This is a genomic window from Pseudomonas tumuqii (assembly GCF_013184545.1).
Lineage (GTDB): Bacteria > Pseudomonadota > Gammaproteobacteria > Pseudomonadales > Pseudomonadaceae > Aquipseudomonas > Aquipseudomonas tumuqii.
In genome coordinates this window covers 334258-351006 of sequence record NZ_JAAOJA010000005.1, presented here as the reverse complement: position 1 = coordinate 351006, position 16749 = coordinate 334258, and the positions used below count along the sequence as shown (strand labels likewise).

The 16749-nt window shown below is 64.1% G+C and carries 16 protein-coding genes; 12 read left to right on the top strand and 4 right to left on the bottom strand.

Annotated elements, in window-relative coordinates:
• The coding region (locus G9C89_RS12485) for a serine dehydratase beta chain (protein ID WP_315852815.1) at positions 1–141 on the bottom strand (141 nt) is incomplete at its 3' end.
• Positions 142–503: 362 nt separating this feature from the next.
• Between G9C89_RS12485 and choX the strand changes: the two genes are divergently transcribed.
• The 8 genes from choX to G9C89_RS12445 all read left to right on the top strand — a co-directional run bounded on the left by choX (position 504) and on the right by G9C89_RS12445 (position 8566).
• A complete protein-coding gene (gene choX, locus G9C89_RS12480; protein ID WP_172148335.1) occupies positions 504–1442 on the top strand; it encodes a choline ABC transporter substrate-binding protein in 939 nt (312 codons plus the stop codon).
• A gap of 660 nt (positions 1443–2102) precedes the next feature.
• The gene (locus G9C89_RS12475) at positions 2103–3299 is read left to right on the top strand and encodes a quaternary amine ABC transporter ATP-binding protein (protein ID WP_172148334.1); all 1197 of its coding nucleotides are present in this window, start codon (positions 2103–2105) and stop codon (positions 3297–3299) included.
• A gap of 1 nt (position 3300) precedes the next feature.
• Positions 3301–4182 (top strand): ABC transporter permease, encoded by an 882-nt coding sequence (locus tag G9C89_RS12470; RefSeq protein ID WP_172148333.1) that lies wholly within the window; start codon positions 3301–3303, stop codon positions 4180–4182.
• A 35-nt stretch (positions 4183–4217) separates the two neighbouring features.
• On the top strand, positions 4218–5162 hold the full coding sequence (locus G9C89_RS12465; protein ID WP_172148331.1) for a choline ABC transporter substrate-binding protein: 945 nt from the start codon (positions 4218–4220) through the stop codon (positions 5160–5162).
• 237 nt (positions 5163–5399) lie between these two features.
• Positions 5400–6257, top strand: a complete 858-nt coding sequence (locus G9C89_RS12460; protein ID WP_172148329.1) for a glycine betaine ABC transporter substrate-binding protein — start codon at positions 5400–5402, stop codon at positions 6255–6257.
• Between the two features lie 271 nt (positions 6258–6528).
• Entirely contained in the window at positions 6529–6834 is a 306-nt protein-coding gene (locus tag G9C89_RS12455) for a panthothenate synthetase (protein WP_172148327.1), read from the top strand.
• Between the two features lie 39 nt (positions 6835–6873).
• Positions 6874–7677, top strand: coding sequence for a hypothetical protein (locus G9C89_RS12450; RefSeq protein ID WP_172148325.1), 804 nt, complete (start codon positions 6874–6876; stop codon positions 7675–7677).
• Positions 7678–7768: 91 nt separating this feature from the next.
• Positions 7769–8566: an alpha/beta fold hydrolase gene (locus G9C89_RS12445; protein ID WP_172148323.1), complete on the top strand. Its 798-nt coding sequence runs from the start codon at positions 7769–7771 to the stop codon at positions 8564–8566.
• A gap of 83 nt (positions 8567–8649) precedes the next feature.
• Here G9C89_RS12445 and G9C89_RS12440 read toward each other — a convergent pair whose 3' ends face one another.
• Entirely contained in the window at positions 8650–8880 is a 231-nt protein-coding gene (locus G9C89_RS12440; protein ID WP_090500965.1) for a hypothetical protein, read from the bottom strand.
• Between the two features lie 175 nt (positions 8881–9055).
• Between G9C89_RS12440 and G9C89_RS12435 the strand changes: the two genes are divergently transcribed.
• The gene (locus tag G9C89_RS12435; RefSeq protein WP_172148321.1) at positions 9056–10708 is read left to right on the top strand and encodes a SulP family inorganic anion transporter; all 1653 of its coding nucleotides are present in this window, start codon (positions 9056–9058) and stop codon (positions 10706–10708) included.
• A 20-nt stretch (positions 10709–10728) separates the two neighbouring features.
• Here the strand turns inward: G9C89_RS12435 and G9C89_RS12430 are convergent, their stop codons facing one another.
• Entirely contained in the window at positions 10729–10917 is a 189-nt protein-coding gene (locus tag G9C89_RS12430; RefSeq protein WP_172148319.1) for a ribbon-helix-helix domain-containing protein, read from the bottom strand.
• A 310-nt stretch (positions 10918–11227) separates the two neighbouring features.
• Here G9C89_RS12430 and betI point away from each other — a divergent pair, with 310 nt between their 5' ends.
• The 3 genes from betI to betA all read left to right on the top strand — a co-directional run bounded on the left by betI (position 11228) and on the right by betA (position 15523).
• Entirely contained in the window at positions 11228–11818 is a 591-nt protein-coding gene (gene betI / locus G9C89_RS12425) for a transcriptional regulator BetI (protein ID WP_172148317.1), read from the top strand.
• Positions 11819–12205: 387 nt separating this feature from the next.
• Positions 12206–13678 carry a betaine-aldehyde dehydrogenase gene (betB, locus tag G9C89_RS12420; protein ID WP_172148315.1) on the top strand — a complete coding sequence of 491 codons (1473 nt, stop codon included), beginning with the start codon at positions 12206–12208 and terminating at the stop codon, positions 13676–13678.
• Positions 13679–13837: 159 nt separating this feature from the next.
• A complete protein-coding gene (betA, locus tag G9C89_RS12415; RefSeq protein WP_172148313.1) occupies positions 13838–15523 on the top strand; it encodes a choline dehydrogenase in 1686 nt (561 codons plus the stop codon).
• A 12-nt stretch (positions 15524–15535) separates the two neighbouring features.
• Here the strand turns inward: betA and G9C89_RS12410 are convergent, their stop codons facing one another.
• Complete coding sequence (locus tag G9C89_RS12410; protein ID WP_172148303.1) at positions 15536–16627, bottom strand: lipocalin-like domain-containing protein; 1092 nt, start codon at positions 16625–16627, stop codon at positions 15536–15538.
• Positions 16628–16749: the final 122 nt, after the last annotated feature.

Genomic DNA, 16749 nt, shown 5'->3' with positions numbered 1-16749 from the left:
TTCCACGCGCTGCACCCGCGCCAGCATGCGCCGCTCGCGCAGCGCGCCGAGGAACAGCGCCGCAGCGCGCATCGGGCCGACGGTATGCGAGCTGGATGGCCCGATACCGATCTTGAACAAGTCGAAAACACTGATAGCCACAACAATCTCCTGCACGCATTCCAGCTGTGCAGCCATCATCGGGATTTGCGCCAAGCGCAGGCGTCCCACACCGACGCGTTCGTATCCAAATCCGTCAGGCGGGGAATCGAGGAGCCGAATGGACACCGCCGGTTTCGCCTACACCGCAGCGTACGAGCCGGCGGATCGCCCACAAGCTGGCGCCTATATTTCCAGCGACCAAATGCGACAACTGCGTTCTGCCAGCGACCCGGCGCATAGGCAGCGAGCAAGCCCCGGCGTAATCATCCGACGCCCATGCGCCGGCCAGCAGCCGTTCGTCTCGCCAGGTTCATGGCCAGAGCCCCCAAGGGGGGATCCGCCACCCGCGATTGGATAAGCCGATGAAATTACCCCAGAACTGCCTGCTGGCACTGGCCCTGAGCAGCCCGCTGCTGGCCCACGCCGTAGAACCCGCGGCCTGCGACCTGGTGCGCCTGGCCGACGTTGGCTGGACCGACCTGATCACCACCAACGCCGTGACCCGTCTGGTACTCAACGAGCTGGGCTACCGCTCCCAGATCAAGCGCCTGTCGGTGCCGGCGACCTTCAAGGCGCTGCACGACAACGAGGTCGATGTGTTCCTCGACACCTGGCTACCCAGTTCGGAAAAGGACATCCGCCCCTTCCTGGACGACGGCTCGGTGGAGCTGCTGACGGTCAACCTAGAGGGCGCCAAGTACACCCTGGCGGTCAATCAGGCCGCGCACGAAGCCGGCCTCAAGGACTTCAGCGACATCGCCAAATTCCGCCAGCAACTGGGCGGCAAGATCTACGGCATCGAGCCGGGCAACAGCGGCAACCAGCTGATCCAGCAGATGATCGACAAGAACATCTTTGACCTCGGCGGATTCGAACTGGTGGAGTCCAGCGAGTCGGACATGATCCTGCATGTCAAACGCGCCGATCACCTGAGTAAATGGGCGGTGTTCCTCGGCTGGGAACCGCACCCCATGAACAACCAGCTGAACATGCGCTACCTGACTGGCGGCGACGATTTCTTCGGCCCCAACCTGGGGGGCGCCACCGTCTATACCACGGTGCGCAAGGGCTTTGCGACGCAATGCCCGAACCTTGGTCGGCTATTCAAGAACATGCGCTTCAGCCTGCAGATGGAGAATGACCTGATGGAGGCGATCCTCAACCAGAACACCACCCCCAGGCGCGAGGCCAAGGCCTGGTTGAAGGCCCATCCGCAGATACGCGCGCAATGGCTCGAAGGCGTCACCCGCCGCGACGGCAGCGTGGCGAATTTGCCATCAGACCGCAAAAAAACGCCCTGATTTTCACTTTTCTTCGCTTGCGCCGCAGCCCCCGGGATACGCCGGCTACACTCATGTCAACAGCTGAAAACCACGGCTGGCGCGGGTTTCAGCCTTGGCCAAGACCTATAAAACGCTGTTATGGTTTTTATAGGCCTGCGTCATGTCGTCGCCCAATACGTCAGCGTCGCAAACCGACAATTGCCGCGATTCGAAGACTATATCGTTGAGTCAGCCGATTTCGTCGCTGCCACCTCCCGCGGGAGATGGCAGACCGGAGCCCACCGCTCCGGACCGAATAACAGATAAGCGCTGGCAGCACATTTGGCGCCAGCCCAACAAGAAAATTTCGGATGTACGCGCATCTCGGTTCGAGATGTGAACTCCCAAGGATTGGGCTTCTTAACGCTGCCAGAGGGTTTGGAAAGCAGTTTGCGGTACGGCAATGCACGGTTCACTCAGTAACCGGCTCGAGCAACGCCCATGACCCACAAGGTTGCGGACGTGTGTTACGCGCTGTGCCTGAGCGCCCTGCCAGCCGCCCGGCAAACGGTCTTCCAGCACTCGAAACCATGCACACACCCACAGGCAAGTACAGTCGGCATCACCTGACGAACGCCCCGATGGCGCGCGGCAGGTTCCATGTAGCTGATCTGGGATGTCTACTGAAGGGGAACACCCATGCAGTCTGGAAAAATCGTCGTCGAGAACCTCTACAAGGTTTTCGGCGCACAGCCACAAGAAGCAATCGACCTGCTCAAGCAGGGCTGGAGCAAGGACAAGATCCTTGCCGAGAAGGGCGCGGTGATCGGCGTCAGCGACGTGTCCTTCAGCGTCGAGGAGGGTGAAATCTTCGTCCTCATGGGCCTCTCCGGCTCGGGCAAATCCACCCTGATCCGCCTGATCAACCGCCTGGTCGAGCCATCGGCCGGTAACGTCTACATCGACGGGCAGAACGTCGCCAAACTGCCGAAGAAGCAATTGATCGACCTGCGCCGGCGCGACATGAGCATGGTCTTCCAGTCCTTCGCCCTGATGCCCTCGCGCACCGTGCTGGACAACGCCGCCTTCGGCCTTGAAGTGGCCGGCAAGAGCCGCAAGGAACGCGAGAAGCGGGCCATGGAAGTACTCACCCAGGTCGGTCTCGACACCTTCGCCCACAAGTTTCCCCACGAGCTCTCCGGCGGCATGCAGCAGCGCGTCGGCCTGGCCCGCGCCCTGGCCGTCGACCCGTCGATGATCATCATGGACGAGGCGTTTTCCGCCCTCGACCCGCTCAAGCGCCGCGAGATGCAGGACGTGCTGCTGGAACTGCAAAAGACCCATCGCCGCACCATCATCTTCGTCTCCCACGACATTGAAGAAGCCATGCGCATCGGCACGCGCATCGGCATCATGGAAGGCGGCAAGCTGATCCAGGTCGGCACCCCGCAGGAGCTGGTCGACAACCCGGCCAACGACTACGTGCGCAACTTCTTCGACACCGTCGACACCAACCGCTACCTCACCGCCGGCCAGCTCAAGGCCGATAGCGTGCCGCTGTTCGTGCATAACGGTAAAGCGCCGGACGCGCATACGGTGTCCCAGGCGCTGCAAGCGCTGGACAAGCACTACGCCTTCATCGTCGACGAGAACCACCGTTTCTACGGCTCCATCAGCCTGGAGAAAATCGCCCTGCTGGTCGAAGGCGGCCAGACCCGCGGCCTCGACCATGCGGTGCTGAAACAGATCAACCCGGTACCGGAAGACATGCCGCTGGATCAGGTGATCGGGCGTTTGGTGGACAACGAGGGGCCGATCCCGGTCGTCGACGGCAAAGGTATCTACTGCGGCGCCATCAGCAAGGGTCGCCTGCTGACCCGCATGCAGGGGGAATGACATGAGCGAGAAGAAACTCGACCTGGGCAGCTGGGTCAACGACGTGGTCCAGCACCTGCTGGACAACTACAGCGGCGGCTTCGACAGCATCGGCGGCGTGGTCAGCGGCTTCTCCGAGGGCATCGAGAGCGTCCTGATGCTGCCACCGGCCTGGCTGCTGATCGCCATCTTCGTCGGCCTCGGCCTGTGGCGCATCGGCGCGCGCTTCGCCGCCTTCACCGCGGTGTCGTTCATCCTCATCGTCCTCACCGGCTTCTGGGAACAGACCGTGGTGACCCTCGGCCTGACCTTCTCCGCGACGCTGATCAGCCTCGCGCTGGGCATCCCGCTGGGCATCTGGGCCGCCACCAGCGAGCGGGTGACCACCATCATCCGGCCGATCCTCGACTTCATGCAGACCATGCCGGCCTTCGTCTACCTGATCCCGGCGGCCATGCTGTTCGGCCTCGGCCGCGTACCGGGGATCATCGCCACGGTGATCTTCGCCATGCCGCCGGCGGTGCGCCTGACCAACCTGGGCATTCGCCAGGTCAACAAGGAAATCATCGAAGCCGGCCAGTCGTTCGGCTGCAACAGCCGCCAGCTGCTGTTCAAGGTGCAACTGCCGAACGCCATGCCGTCGATCATGGCCGGGGTCAACCAGACCATCATGATGGCCCTGTCGATGGTGATCATCGCCTCGATGGTCGGTGCCGGCGGCCTGGGCAATGACGTGCTGGCGAGCATCCAGCGCCTGGATATCGGTCTAGGCTTCGAAAGCGGCATGGCCGTGGTGTTGCTGGCGATCATCCTCGACCGCATCACCGAAAGCTTCGGCACCAAGCAAACCGAGAAACGCAACAGCCTGATCAGCTGGGTGAGCGCGAAATTGCAACGCGAGTAAGGCCTTCACTTCTCCATTCACACAGGACGTCATAGATGAGCACATTGAAAACCATTGCCGGGGTTAGCCTGTTGTCCTGCGCGCTGCTGCAAAGCGCCTGGGCCCAGGAGCCGGAAAGCTGCAAGCAGGTGCGTTTCGCCGAAATCGGCTGGGCCGACATCGCCGCCACCACCGGCGTGGCCATGACCCTGAGCGAAGGCCTGGGCTATCAGCCGCGCAAGATCATGGCCTCGGTGCCGATCGCCTTCACCGGCGTACAGAAAAAGCAGATCGACGTGTTCCTCGGCTACTGGGCACCCTCGATGGATCCGGTGATCGAGCCATTCACCAAGGACGGCGGGGTCAAGGTGCTGCCGACCGCCAACCTGGAAGGCGCCAAATACACCCTGGCAGTGCCGACCTATGCGGCCGAAGCCGGCCTGAAGAGCTTTCAGGACATCGCCAAGTTCAAGAAAGAACTCGACGGCAAGATCTACGGCATCGAACCCGGTAACGACGGCAACCTGCTGATCGAAAAAATGATCAAGGGCGACCAGTTCGGCATGGGCCAATTCCGCATGGTCGAGTCCAGCGAAGCCGGCATGCTGGTGCAGGTGCAGCGCGCAGTGAAGAAGAAACAACCGGTGGTGTTCCTCGGCTGGGCACCGCACCCGATGAATACCCAGTTCGACATCACCTATCTGGAAGGCGGCGATGACATCTTCGGCCCGGACTACGGTGCGGCCAAGGTCTACACCGTGGTACCGCCGGATTACGAAGCGCGCTGCGCCAACATGGGCAAGCTGCTGAACAACCTGCAGTTCACCGTCGAGATCGAGAGCCAGCTGATGGAGAAAGTGCTGGAGAAAGAAGACCCGGCCACCGTGGCGAAAAACTGGATCAAGGCCAACCCGCAGATCCTCGACAAGTGGCTGGCCGGGGTCACCACCTACGACGGCCAGGACGGCATCGCCGCCGTGAAGAAACACGTCGGGCTCTAGGCCGACAACGCAATCCCGGCCCACCCGGATCACCCGGACGGGCCAGGTAACAAGCCGCAACCGCAGCGCACCAGCCGGATGCCCCAGGCAGCCGGCTTGCCTACGGCTTACCTCGCGGACCGACCGCCAGCAGGCCACTCGTGACCTGCCCGGCGCACACCGAGCACCGCAAGGCCCGCAATCAGAACGAGCCAGTAACACCACGGCACTGCCACTCACTGATGGAGCAATGAACCTATGCGCAATCTGAAAACCTTCTGCCTGCAAGGCCTCGGCGTCGCCGCCCTGGCCCTGGGCATGTCCACCGCCATGGCGGCGGACAAGCCGACCCTGACCATCGGCTACGTCAACGGCTGGGACGACAGCGTCGCGACTACCCATGTCGCCAGCGAAATCCTCAAGAGCAACCTCGGCTACAAGGTCGAACTGAAAGCCGTCGAACCCGCCATCATGTGGCAGGGCGTGGCCCGCGGCGACCTCGACGCCACCCTCTCCGCCTGGCTGCCGGTCACGCACGGCGAGTACTTCACCAAGATGAAAGACAAGGTGGTAGTCCTCGGCACCAACTACGCAGGCGCGAAAATTGGCCTGGTGGTTCCCGACTATGTCGAAGCCAAGACCATCGAAGACCTGAACAAGAGCAAAGCAGCCTACGACGGCAAGATCACCGGCATCGACGCTGGCGCTGGCGTGATGCGCCGTACAGAAGAAGCCATCGAGAAATACAAACTGGACTTCAAGCTGATGCCGAGTTCCGGCCCGGCCATGGCCATCGCCCTGGCCCGCGCCGAGAAGAAGAACGAAGCCATCGTAGTCCCCGGCTGGATTCCGCACTGGATGTTCGCCAAGTGGAAACTGCGCTTCCTCGAAGATCCGCAGAATGTCTTCGGTGAAGCCGAGCACATCGACACCGTGGCCAGCCTGGGTATGGAAGCCAAGGCTCCAGAAGCGGCCGCATTCCTCAAGAAGTTCTCCTGGGGCGCCGAAGATGTGGGCGCGGTGATGTTGGCCGTCAGCGAAGGCGCCAAGCCGGAGCAGGCCGCCAAGGACTGGGTCGCCGCCAACCCCGAGCGCGTGAAGGCCTGGTTGAACTAAGCACTGTTACAGCAACAACAGAAAGCGGGCTTCGGCCCGCTTTTTCGTGGCTGGCATCTGCCGCACATCTGCCGGGCATTGGACAGCCCAATGGGCGGTAACTAGGGTTAACCGTGCTAGCGCCCAATCAGATCAGCTAGCCAGAACCTGTCGCGTTTTCGAGGAATAGCAAGGTTGCAGGACGACAAGGAAGGCAACGCGACAGAGCACTCCGCGTCAATAGCCGTCAGCGGAACCGTCTCCAAGTACCACAACAAGCTGGAGTCCTGTCATGAAAATGCTCCTCACCGCCGAGTTCCCCCATGAGCCATTCAATACCCTCGTGAGAACCGGCAAAGCGGGCGAAGTCATCGCCCGCATCCTCGAAACCATCAAGCCGGAAGCGGCCTACTTCACCGAGCAAGACGGCAAGCGCGGCGGCATCTTTGTCATCGACGTTCAAGAGCCGTCGGATGTACCCGCCTTTGCGGAGCCCTTCTTCCTCAACTTCCAGGCCGACTGCAAGTTTCGCATCGCGATGAGCCCGGACGACTTGCAAAAGGCCGGACTGCAAGAACTTGGAAAGAAATGGGCGTGAGAGACGCCTGACCAGCACTCAGGGGAGCAGCCGCAAGCGATGCCTTGGCGTTTGAACGGCGATTCTGGCCTCATAGCCAAAAAGGGCACGGCCAAAAGGGGACCTGTTTATTTTCCGAGCCATGCCTTTCAGTTGATAAATGCGCTCGCCTATCCTGCCCTCACCATTGGCCACGCGCGAGTCGTGCCTGTCACCCATGCGGATCCTGATGCCATGACCATTGCGACAGACCAGGCGCTCTACCGTGCCCGCACCTTCTATCGCAAGGAGGGGGCCGGCAAAGGCTATCGCTACAGCCTGGAAATTCTCGATGAGCGCACTCAGCAGGTCATGGCAACCTGTGACCTGGTGGGGCGGGCGAGTTTTGCCGTGCTCGCGCTGGTGGATGAGCAGCAGCAGGTGTGGCGCATGGGCCCAAATCGCAAGATCATGCCGTCACGCTGGATAGTTACGGACCCGCAGCAGCGCGTGGTGATGCAGTTCGAGCAGAGCATTCTGGGCAAGCTGAGCAACCCGCTGCACAAGGTCGCGTTCAGCCTGCTGGATGGCGAGGGCAAGGTCATCTATTGTCTGCTCGATCCGCGAACCAGTATTGCCGATCGCCTGCTGGGGATTGGCCCGGACGACTGGCTCATCAGCGCGGGCGACAGGCTGGCGGCAAGGCTGATGAGGCTGCCGCGCCAGCCCAAAGCCCCGGGCCTGCTCGGTGCACTGAAGGCCCTGTTGCGCTCGACCGACCCCGCGATCCTCAGCATGGGCCCGCAGCACGCGTTCCCCGCGCCCGTGGCGCTGGGCCTGCTGATGCTCTTCCAGGAGTTGACCGATGCCTCCGCCGGGGCTTGAGCGCGGCGCCAGAAAAAGCGCGCTGCCTTATTGATCGGTCGGAACCCGCGCTAGAATTAATCGGCGCCCTTTCCCCTGCCGAGGATTCGCCATGCAGCCTGCAATTCCGTTCTTTCGCGAGGCCGGTGCCGGCCCCGGGGTAGTCTGCCTGCACTCGAACGCCAGCACGTCGAGCCAGTGGCGAACATTGATGGAGCTCTTGGCGCCGCGCTTTCATGTGCTGGCCGCCGACTCGCTGGGAGCGGGACGGAGTCCGGCCTGGCCAGGCGAGCGGGCGGTTGCGCTGCGCGACGAGGTGGCCCTGCTCGAGCCGGTGTTTGCCCGCGCCGGCGAGCCCTTTGCCCTGGTCGCGCATTCCTACGGCGCGGCGGTGGCGTTGATCGCCGCGCTCAGCCAGCCCCGGCGCGTTCGCGCCCTGGCCCTGTATGAACCGACCCTGTTTTCTCTGCTCGATGCCGAATCCCCGCCGCCGAATGCCGCCGACGGCATCCGCGCCACCATGACGGCCGCTGCCGCTGCACTGGAGGCGGGCAATCCGCAGGGTGCGGCCGAGTGTTTTATCGACTACTGGATGGGCGCAGGCAGCTGGGCGCGCATGCCTGAAGCGCGCCAAGGCCCTATCACGACCTCGATCGGCAATGTTCGCGGCTGGGCCGGGGCATTGCTCGGTGAACCCACGGCGCTGGCGGCCTTCGCCGAGCTGGATATTCCGCTGCTGTACATGCTGGGCAAGGACTCGCCGGCCTCTTCCCTGGGCGTCGCCCGGCTGCTGACCCAGACCTTGCCGCGGGTAGAAGTGGTCGAGTTCGCGGGCGTCGGACACATGGGCCCGATCACCCACCCGCAGCGGGTCAATGCGACGATTTTGCGCTTCCTCGAACGGCTCTGAGGTGAGCTCCGCAGCAATGGCCATTGCTGCGGTCAGTGGTTTTGTCTCAATGCCTTCTTGCAACAGCTGACTTGGGCGGAGCCTTAAAAATGGATCTCTGCGTTCTTGATCCCCAGTTCGCGCAGCTCATCGATCAACTCATCCAGATGGACGAAGGACTCGACCTCCTCGCGCTCATCGACCAGAAAGTAGCTTCTCCCCGCATCCTTCTTGAAGAACACGATCCACTCCTTGAGGTTGGTCGGGTTGGCGATCACATGGGTGTCGAAGGTGACGCCCTCGGCATGTTTGCTTTTAACGTCGTTACGGTTCATCTCGGTCACCCGCTGGTTGGTGCTTGCGCACACCTGTGCGCTCAGTGTCTGTCGCCTGCTCCGCTACGCCTCAGCCTGCAAGGCCAGGCGTGAGTCTCGAAACGATCAGTCAAAGAGCCGATTCATTATCACTACATGATAATATCATGCACATGCACTCACTGAGGAGTTCGCCATGATTGCGGTACGTGAAGCGTGGAAGGCCGGTTTGCTGGGGCGCAAGCACTGGCTGAACAACCTGGTCTCCGGGGTGATCGTCGGGATAGTCGCGTTGCCGCTGGCAATGGCCTTTGCCATCGCCTCGGGGGTCAAGCCCGAGCAAGGCATCTATACGGCGATCGTTGCCGGCGTGCTGGTCTCCCTGTTTGGCGGCAGCCGTCTGCAAATCGCCGGGCCGACCGGGGCGTTCATCGTGATTCTGGCGAGCATCACCGCCGAGCACGGCATCGATGGCCTGCAAATCGCCACCATGATGGCCGGCGTCATGCTGCTGTTGCTCGGCATCACCCGGCTCGGCGCGATCATCAAATTCATCCCGGCGCCGGTGATCGTCGGCTTCACCGCCGGGATCGGGGTGATCATCTGGGTCGGCCAGTGGAAAGACTTCTTCGGCTTGCCCAAGGTCGACGGCGAGCATTTCCACGAGAAGGTCTGGCATCTGCTGCAAGCGCTACCGGACCTGCACCCGGCCACCACCCTGCTGGCCATCCTCAGCCTGGGCCTGGTGCTGTTTTCAACAAGGCTGCCGGGGCTCAAGCGCGTGCCGGGCCCGCTGGTGGCGATGCTGGTGGTCACGCTGATCCAGGCACTGTTTCAGTTCGAAGGCGTGGCCACCATCGGCAGCGCCTTCGGCGGTATCCCCCAGGGCCTGCCTACCCTGGGCCTGCCTGAAATCACCCTGCCGCGGGTGATCGAGCTGATCGGCCCGGCCTTTGCGATTGCCATGCTCGGGGCGATCGAATCGCTGCTGTCGGCGGTGGTGGCCGACGGCATGACGGGTACCAAGCATGATTCCAACCAGGAGCTGATCGGCCAGGGCATCGCCAACCTGGCCGCGCCGCTGTTCGGCGGTTTCGCCGCCACCGGCGCGATTGCGCGCACCGCCACCAATATCCGTAACGGCGGCACCAGCCCGCTGGCCGGCGTCATGCACGCGGTCACCTTGCTGCTGATCATCCTGTTCCTGGCCCCGCTGGCGTCCGACATCCCGCTGTGCGCGCTGGCGGCGATCCTGTTCGTGGTCGCCTACAACATGAGCGAACTGCGCCACTTCAAGCGCATGGTGCTGCGGGCGCCGCGGGCGGACGTGGCGATCCTGCTGATCACCTTCAGCCTCACGGTGTTCAGCGACCTGGTGGTTGCGGTGAACATCGGCGTGATCCTGGCGATGCTGCATTTCATGCGGCGGATGGCCGCTTCGGTGGAAGTGCAGCAGGTGGTCGAGCAGGAGCTGGAAGAGGAGTTACGGCTTGGCGGTCATACCCACCTGCCGCCTGGGGTGCTGGTATACACGATCGAAGGACCGCTGTTCTTTGCCGCGGCCGAGAACTTCGAGCGCGCACTGGCGCAAACCCATACCGATCCGCAGATGCTGGTGATTCGCCTGAACCGCGTGCCGTTCATGGATATCACCGGCCTGCAGACGCTGGAGGAAGTCATCCAGCAACTGCACAAACGCAAGATCGTGGTGAAACTCTGCGAGGCCAACCGCAAGGTGCTGGCCAAGCTGGACAAGGCGGGCATCCTGCAGGAGATCGGCGCGGAGCATTATCACGCCGACTTCAGCGCCGCGCTGGGCGCCTACGAGGAGCGCGAGCACGCTAGCTGAGAAGCGGGCGGCTCAGCGGATCATGACTTGGCGCTTGGGCCGCGCTTGCTCTGGGTGGCGTAGGTGACGCCGTGGCTCTCGAGGTAATCGCGAATCAGCTGGCGCACGACTTGGGACGGCGTCAGGTCCTGCCCGGCGCACAGTTCCTCGAACGCCTTCTTCTTGACCGGATCGATCAACACGGTGAGACGCGCAGTCTTGCTTTCCATAAAATAGCCAATCACTCAAGTTTGATGTTAATCAAATTATAATGACATAGTCCGCCGGTGTCACGGCGCGGGGGGCTTGCCCGTCCGGCGGCAAGGGCTGGTGCCGGCCCTGCCGCGGCCGGCAAGTCGTGGGCTCCACGGCATATTTGTTTGATCGCTCAATAAAAATCGGCCTAGACTGCGGCCCAGCCCCGGCAAGGCCCGCCGGGGTTGTGAAAACATCGAGCGTCGTCGCGCAACCCCGCCCGCGGGCAGCACAAGGCGCTCGCCAGAGGCGCTTGTTGTCACCTCTCGAACCACGGAGATACCGATGCCCAAGGTCGGAATGCAACCGATCCGCCGCTCGCAACTGATTGCGGCGACCCTCGAAGCCGTCGATCAGGTCGGCATGGGCGATGCCAGCATTGCCTATATTGCCCGGCTGGCGGGGGTCTCCAATGGCATCATCAGCCACTATTTCAAGGACAAGAACGGCCTGCTCGACGCCACCATGCGTCACCTGATGCTGGCCCTGAGCACTGCGGTGCGCGCCCGCCGGGCTGCGCTCAAGGACGACAGCCCGCGCGCGCACCTGCGGGCGATGATCGACGGCAACTTCGACGACAGCCAGGTCAACGGGCCGGCGATCAAGACCTGGCTGGCGTTCTGGGCCAGCAGCATGCACCAGCCCTCCTTGCGCCGCTTGCAGCGGGTCAACGACCACCGCCTGGATTCCAACCTGTGCTGCCAGTTCCGCCGCGTCCTCCCCGTGCAGCAGGCCCGCACCGCCTCGCGCGGCCTGGCCGCCCTGATCGACGGGCTGTGGCTGCGCGGGGCGCTGTCCGGCGGCAGCTTCGACACCCAGCAGGCCATCCAGATCGCCTACGACTATCTCGACCAGCAGCTGGGCAAGGCTGGCTGAACGCAACGCTGTCCACACGGACGATGCTGATCGCCGTGTAGGGTGCGCCGTGCGCACCATAGACAACCCGCTCCATGGCCTCGGGCGCTGGTGCGCACGGCGCACCCTACGGACTGTTGGACGGTCCGGCAATCCGGCTAACCCCCCGCAATCCCCTTCCAACCCTGCCCTCGGCACGCTGTCTGTCGCATCCAGACCAGCCTGAGTCGCTCTCGGTTATTTTTGTTGATTGATCGTTCAATAAAAATAACGTAGGCTGATTTTCACTCTTTCCGGCCTGGACATTGTCGCTGTGCGCGACACCTGGACCTGCCCACCCATCTGGTCAAGGCGCACCGAAGCCGCCAGCCAGCCTTGCGAAGACAACAGACAAGAGAGGACTCCCCCATGGCCCGATTCGACGAACAGAAGCTCTACATCGGCGGCCGCTATGTCGATTCGACCAGCGGCGTCACCTTCGAAACCATCAACCCGGCCAACGGGGAAGTGCTGGCCAACGTGCAGCGCGCCAGCCAGGCCGACGTCGACCGCGCGGTGGCCAGCGCGACCGCCGGGCAGAAGGTCTGGGCGGCGATGACCGCCATGCAGCGCTCGCGCATCCTGCGCAAGGCGGTGGACATCCTGCGGGAACGTAACGACGAGCTGGCCGAACTGGAAACCCTCGACACCGGCAAGCCGCTGTCGGAAACCCGCTTCGTCGACATCGTCACCGGCGCCGACGTGCTCGAGTATTACGCCGGCCTGGTGCCCGCCATCGAAGGCCAGCAGATCCCCCTGCGCGAAAGCTCGTTCGTCTACACCCGCCGCGAGCCGCTGGGCGTGGTCGCCGGCATCGGCGCGTGGAACTACCCGATCCAGATCGCCCTGTGGAAGTCCGCCCCGGCCCTGGCCGCCGGCAACGCGATGATCTTCAAGCCCAGCGAAGTCACCCCGCTCAGCGTGCTCAAGCTGGCCGAGATCTACAGCGAAGCCGGCCTGCCGGACGGCGTGTTCAACGTGCTCACCGGCAGTGGCCGCGAGGTCGGCCAGTGGCTGACCGAACACCCGGGTATCGAGAAAATTTCCTTCACCGGCGGCACCAGCACCGGCAAGAAGGTCATGGCCAGCGCCTCCAGTTCCTCGCTCAAGGAAGTGACCATGGAGCTGGGCGGCAAGTCGCCGCTGATCGTCTTCGAGGACGCCGACCTCGACCGCGCCGCCGACATCGCGGTGATGGCCAACTTCTACAGCTCCGGCCAGGTCTGCACCAACGGCACCCGCGTGTTCATCCCGCGCATGCTGCAGGCGCGCTTCGAGAGCAAGGTACTGGAACGGGTCAAGCGTATCCGCCTGGGCAACCCGCAGGACGACAACACCAACTTCGGCCCGCTGGTCAGCTTCGCCCATCTGGAAAGCGTGCTCGGCTACATCGACAAGGGCCGCAGCGAAGGCGCGCGCCTGCTGATTGGCGGCGAGCGGGTGACCGACGGTGAATTCGCCAATGGCGCCTACGTGGCGCCGACCGTGTTCACCGATTGCAGCGACGCCATGACCATCGTCCGCGAAGAAATCTTCGGCCCGGTGATGAGCATCCTAGTCTACGACAGCGAAGAGGAAGTGATCCGCCGGGCCAACGCCACCGACTACGGCCTCGCCGCTGGCGTGGTGACCCGCGACCTGGCGCGCGCGCACCGGGTGATCCACCAGCTGGAAGCCGGCATCTGCTGGATCAACACCTGGGGCGAGTCGCCGGCGGAAATGCCGGTGGGCGGCTACAAGCAGTCCGGCGTCGGCCGCGAGAACGGCCTGAGCACCCTGGAGCATTACACCCGGATCAAGTCGGTGCAGGTCGAACTCGGCGGCTACGCCTCGGTGTTTTGAGCACTCCGCGCACCCGTGGGAGGGGCTTTAGCCGCGACGCTTTTCGCGGCTAAAGCCCCTCCCACGGGATGACTGCCACACAGCCCAGTAGCCCGGATGCAATCCGGGAACCGTCAGACCGTTTCACCCGAATTACATCCGGGTTACAAGGTGACGCCCATGTCCCAAGAATTCGACTACATCATCATCGGCGCCGGCTCGGCCGGTAACGTGCTGGCCACCCGCCTGAGCGAGGATGCCGAGGTCAGCGTGCTGCTGCTGGAAGCCGGCGGCCCGGACTACCGCCTGGATTTCCGCACCCAGATGCCCGCCGCGCTGGCCTTCCCGCTGCAGGGCCGACGCTACAACTGGGCCTACGAGACCGAGCCGGAACCCTACATGAACAACCGACGCATGGAGTGCGGACGCGGCAAGGGCCTCGGCGGCTCGTCCCTGATCAACGGCATGTGCTACATCCGCGGCAACGCCCTCGACTACGACGGCTGGGCCAAGGAGAAGGGCCTGGAAGACTGGACCTACCTCGACTGCCTGCCGTATTTCAGGAAAGCAGAAAGCCGCGACAGCGGTGCCAACGCCTACCACGGCGGCGACGGCCCGGTCAGCGTGACCACGCCTAAGGCCGGCAACAATCCGCTGTTCCACGCCATGATCGAAGCCGGTGTGCAGGCCGGTTACCCGCGCACCGATGACCTCAACGGCTACCAGCAGGAAGGCTTCGGCCCGATGGATCGCACCGTGACCCCGCAGGGCCGGCGCTCCAGCACCGCGCGCGGCTATCTGGACCAGGCCAAGGGGCGGCCGAACCTGACCATCGTCACCCACGCCCTGACCGAGCGCATCCTGTTCAGCGGCAAGCGCGCCATCGGCGTCGATTACCTGCACGGCGACAGCAACACCCCGACCACCGTCAATGCGCGCCGCGAAGTACTGCTGTGCAGCGGCGCCATCGCCTCGCCGCAGATCCTCCAGCGCTCCGGGGTCGGCCCGGCCGCCCTGCTGCGCGACCTCGACATCCCGTTGGTGCACGACCTGCCCGGGGTCGGCGAGAACCTCCAGGACCACCTGGAGATGTACCTGCAATATGCCTGCAAGGAGCCGGTGTCGCTGTACCCGGCGCTGCAATGGTGGAACCAGCCGCCGATCGGCGCCAAATGGCTGTTCCTCGGCAAGGGCACCGGCGCCAGCAACCAGTTCGAGGCCGGTGGCTTCATCCGCACCAGCGCCGAGTTCGAGTGGCCGAACATCCAGTACCATTTCCTCCCGGTGGCGATCAATTACAACGGCAGCAATGCGGTCAGGGAACACGGTTTCCAGGCCCACGTCGGCTCCATGCGCTCGCCCAGTCGCGGCCGCGTCCAGGCCAGGTCGAAGGACCCGCGCCAGCACCCGAGCATCCTGTTCAACTACATGAGCAGCCCGCAGGACTGGCAGGAGTTCCGCGACGGCATCCGCATCACCCGCGAGATCATGAGCCAGTCGGCGCTCGATCCGTTCCGCGGCCGCGAACTCAGCCCCGGCGCCGAGGTGCAGAGCGACGCCGAACTGGACGCCTTCGTCCGCGAACATGCGGAAACCGCCTTCCACCCGTCCTGCTCGTGCAAGATGGGCTTCGATGAGATGGCGGTGGTCGACGGCCAGGGCCGGGTGCACGGCATCGAAGGGCTGCGAGTGGTCGACGCCTCGATCATGCCGCTGATCACCACCGGCAACCTCAACGCGCCGACCATCATGATGGCCGAGAAGATCGCCGACAAAATCCGCGGACGCACCCCGCTGCCGCGCAGCACCGCGCCCTACTACGTGGCGGGCGGCGCGCCGGTGCGCCACACCCCGCAGCGCCGCTGAGCGCTGCGCGGTTCAATAGCCGGTCATTTCCAGGTAGCCCACGCCCGGGTGGCTGCCGCTGAAACGGATCGGCCCTTCCCAGTAGGGAAAGCGGGTGGCCATCCAGGCCTGCTCCTGCAACGGCGTGGTGTCGATGGCGAAATCCTTGGCGGCGATGCGCAGGGTCCAGGCGGTCGGCAGGCGCCGGCCGGCGACCCGGCTGAAACGCACCGGCTGCATCTGGATGTCCGCCTGGCTCAGCGGCTCGGCCCGGCCGTCCGCATGGATCCAGGTACCGGCGCGGTAATGCGCGCCGTCGGCCTGACGCACCTGGAACAGCATCAGTTTCTCGCCGCTCTGCAGGTGCAGGGAGAACCAGTCCCAGCCCTGCTGATCGGGCGCCAGCGGCTGGCTGCTCCATTCGCGGTCGAGCCAGGCCTGCCCCTTGACCGCATGGCGCTTGCCGTCCACCAGCAGGCTACCCTCGGCCTGGAAGAACGGCTGGCTGTAGTAATAGGAAGCCTGGCCCTGGCCGGACTTCTGGCTGAAACCCTGGGCGCCCTGCAGCACCGGCGGTCGTTCGCTGGTCAGGCGCAGGCGATAGCTGAAGCCCTCGCCGCGGGCCTGCAGCTCCAGCTCGCCCAGGCCGCCATTGGCCGGGCTGCGGCTGCGCAGCTGCCAGTCGTCGATCCAGGCCTGCAAGGGTTCGGCCACCACCCCGGCCTGGCCGATGCCGCCGCGGGCGAAGGTCTCGGCGTGGCGATGGCCGTCCGGTCCGGTCAGCGCGGCATGGCCCATCCACAGGTTCTGGTTGCGCCAGTCCGCCTCGCGCGAGCCGGGCTGCAGGGCGTTGCGAAACAGCGTCCATTGCACGCCCCAGGGACGGCCCTGGGCGTCCTGCAGATTGGCGGTGAGGTACCACCACTCGATGCGGTAGTCCGGGTGCGCGCCGTGGTCGGCCGGGAACCCCAGCAGCCGCCCCGGCTCGACCCGGGCGAAGCCCTGCGCCGCTCCGCCCAGCCCGGCGAAGCCGGCGGCCGGCGCCGGCGTTTCGGCGTCGCAGGCGGCGAGCAGCAGCAGGCCGGCGAGCAGCGCCAGGCTAATGCGAGCGTGCTGTCCGCGCATGATCTTTTCCTCGAGCGAGCCCCATCTGCAGGAGCCAGCTTGCTGTGGTCCGGCATTCCGACAAGCCGTCAACAAACGCCAATGATCGCCGGAGTGCCGGACCACAGCAAACTGGCTCCTAC

Excerpts from the sequence above, each read along its gene's own strand:
- choX (WP_172148335.1), top strand. The coding sequence starts at position 504 with ATGAAATTACCCCAGAACTGCCTGCTGGCACTGGCCCTGAGCAGCCCG.
- G9C89_RS12475 (WP_172148334.1), top strand. The coding sequence starts at position 2,103 with ATGCAGTCTGGAAAAATCGTCGTCGAGAACCTCTACAAGGTTTTCGGC.
- G9C89_RS12470 (WP_172148333.1), top strand. The coding sequence starts at position 3,301 with ATGAGCGAGAAGAAACTCGACCTGGGCAGCTGGGTCAACGACGTGGTC.
- G9C89_RS12465 (WP_172148331.1), top strand. The coding sequence starts at position 4,218 with ATGAGCACATTGAAAACCATTGCCGGGGTTAGCCTGTTGTCCTGCGCG.
- G9C89_RS12460 (WP_172148329.1), top strand. The coding sequence starts at position 5,400 with ATGCGCAATCTGAAAACCTTCTGCCTGCAAGGCCTCGGCGTCGCCGCC.
- G9C89_RS12455 (WP_172148327.1), top strand. The coding sequence starts at position 6,529 with ATGAAAATGCTCCTCACCGCCGAGTTCCCCCATGAGCCATTCAATACC.
- G9C89_RS12450 (WP_172148325.1), top strand. The coding sequence starts at position 6,874 with ATGCCTTGGCGTTTGAACGGCGATTCTGGCCTCATAGCCAAAAAGGGC.
- G9C89_RS12445 (WP_172148323.1), top strand. The coding sequence starts at position 7,769 with ATGCAGCCTGCAATTCCGTTCTTTCGCGAGGCCGGTGCCGGCCCCGGG.
- G9C89_RS12440 (WP_090500965.1), bottom strand. The coding sequence starts at position 8,880 with ATGAACCGTAACGACGTTAAAAGCAAACATGCCGAGGGCGTCACCTTC.
- G9C89_RS12435 (WP_172148321.1), top strand. The coding sequence starts at position 9,056 with ATGATTGCGGTACGTGAAGCGTGGAAGGCCGGTTTGCTGGGGCGCAAG.
- G9C89_RS12430 (WP_172148319.1), bottom strand. The coding sequence starts at position 10,917 with ATGGAAAGCAAGACTGCGCGTCTCACCGTGTTGATCGATCCGGTCAAG.
- betI (WP_172148317.1), top strand. The coding sequence starts at position 11,228 with ATGCCCAAGGTCGGAATGCAACCGATCCGCCGCTCGCAACTGATTGCG.
- betB (WP_172148315.1), top strand. The coding sequence starts at position 12,206 with ATGGCCCGATTCGACGAACAGAAGCTCTACATCGGCGGCCGCTATGTC.
- betA (WP_172148313.1), top strand. The coding sequence starts at position 13,838 with ATGTCCCAAGAATTCGACTACATCATCATCGGCGCCGGCTCGGCCGGT.
- G9C89_RS12410 (WP_172148303.1), bottom strand. The coding sequence starts at position 16,627 with ATGCGCGGACAGCACGCTCGCATTAGCCTGGCGCTGCTCGCCGGCCTG.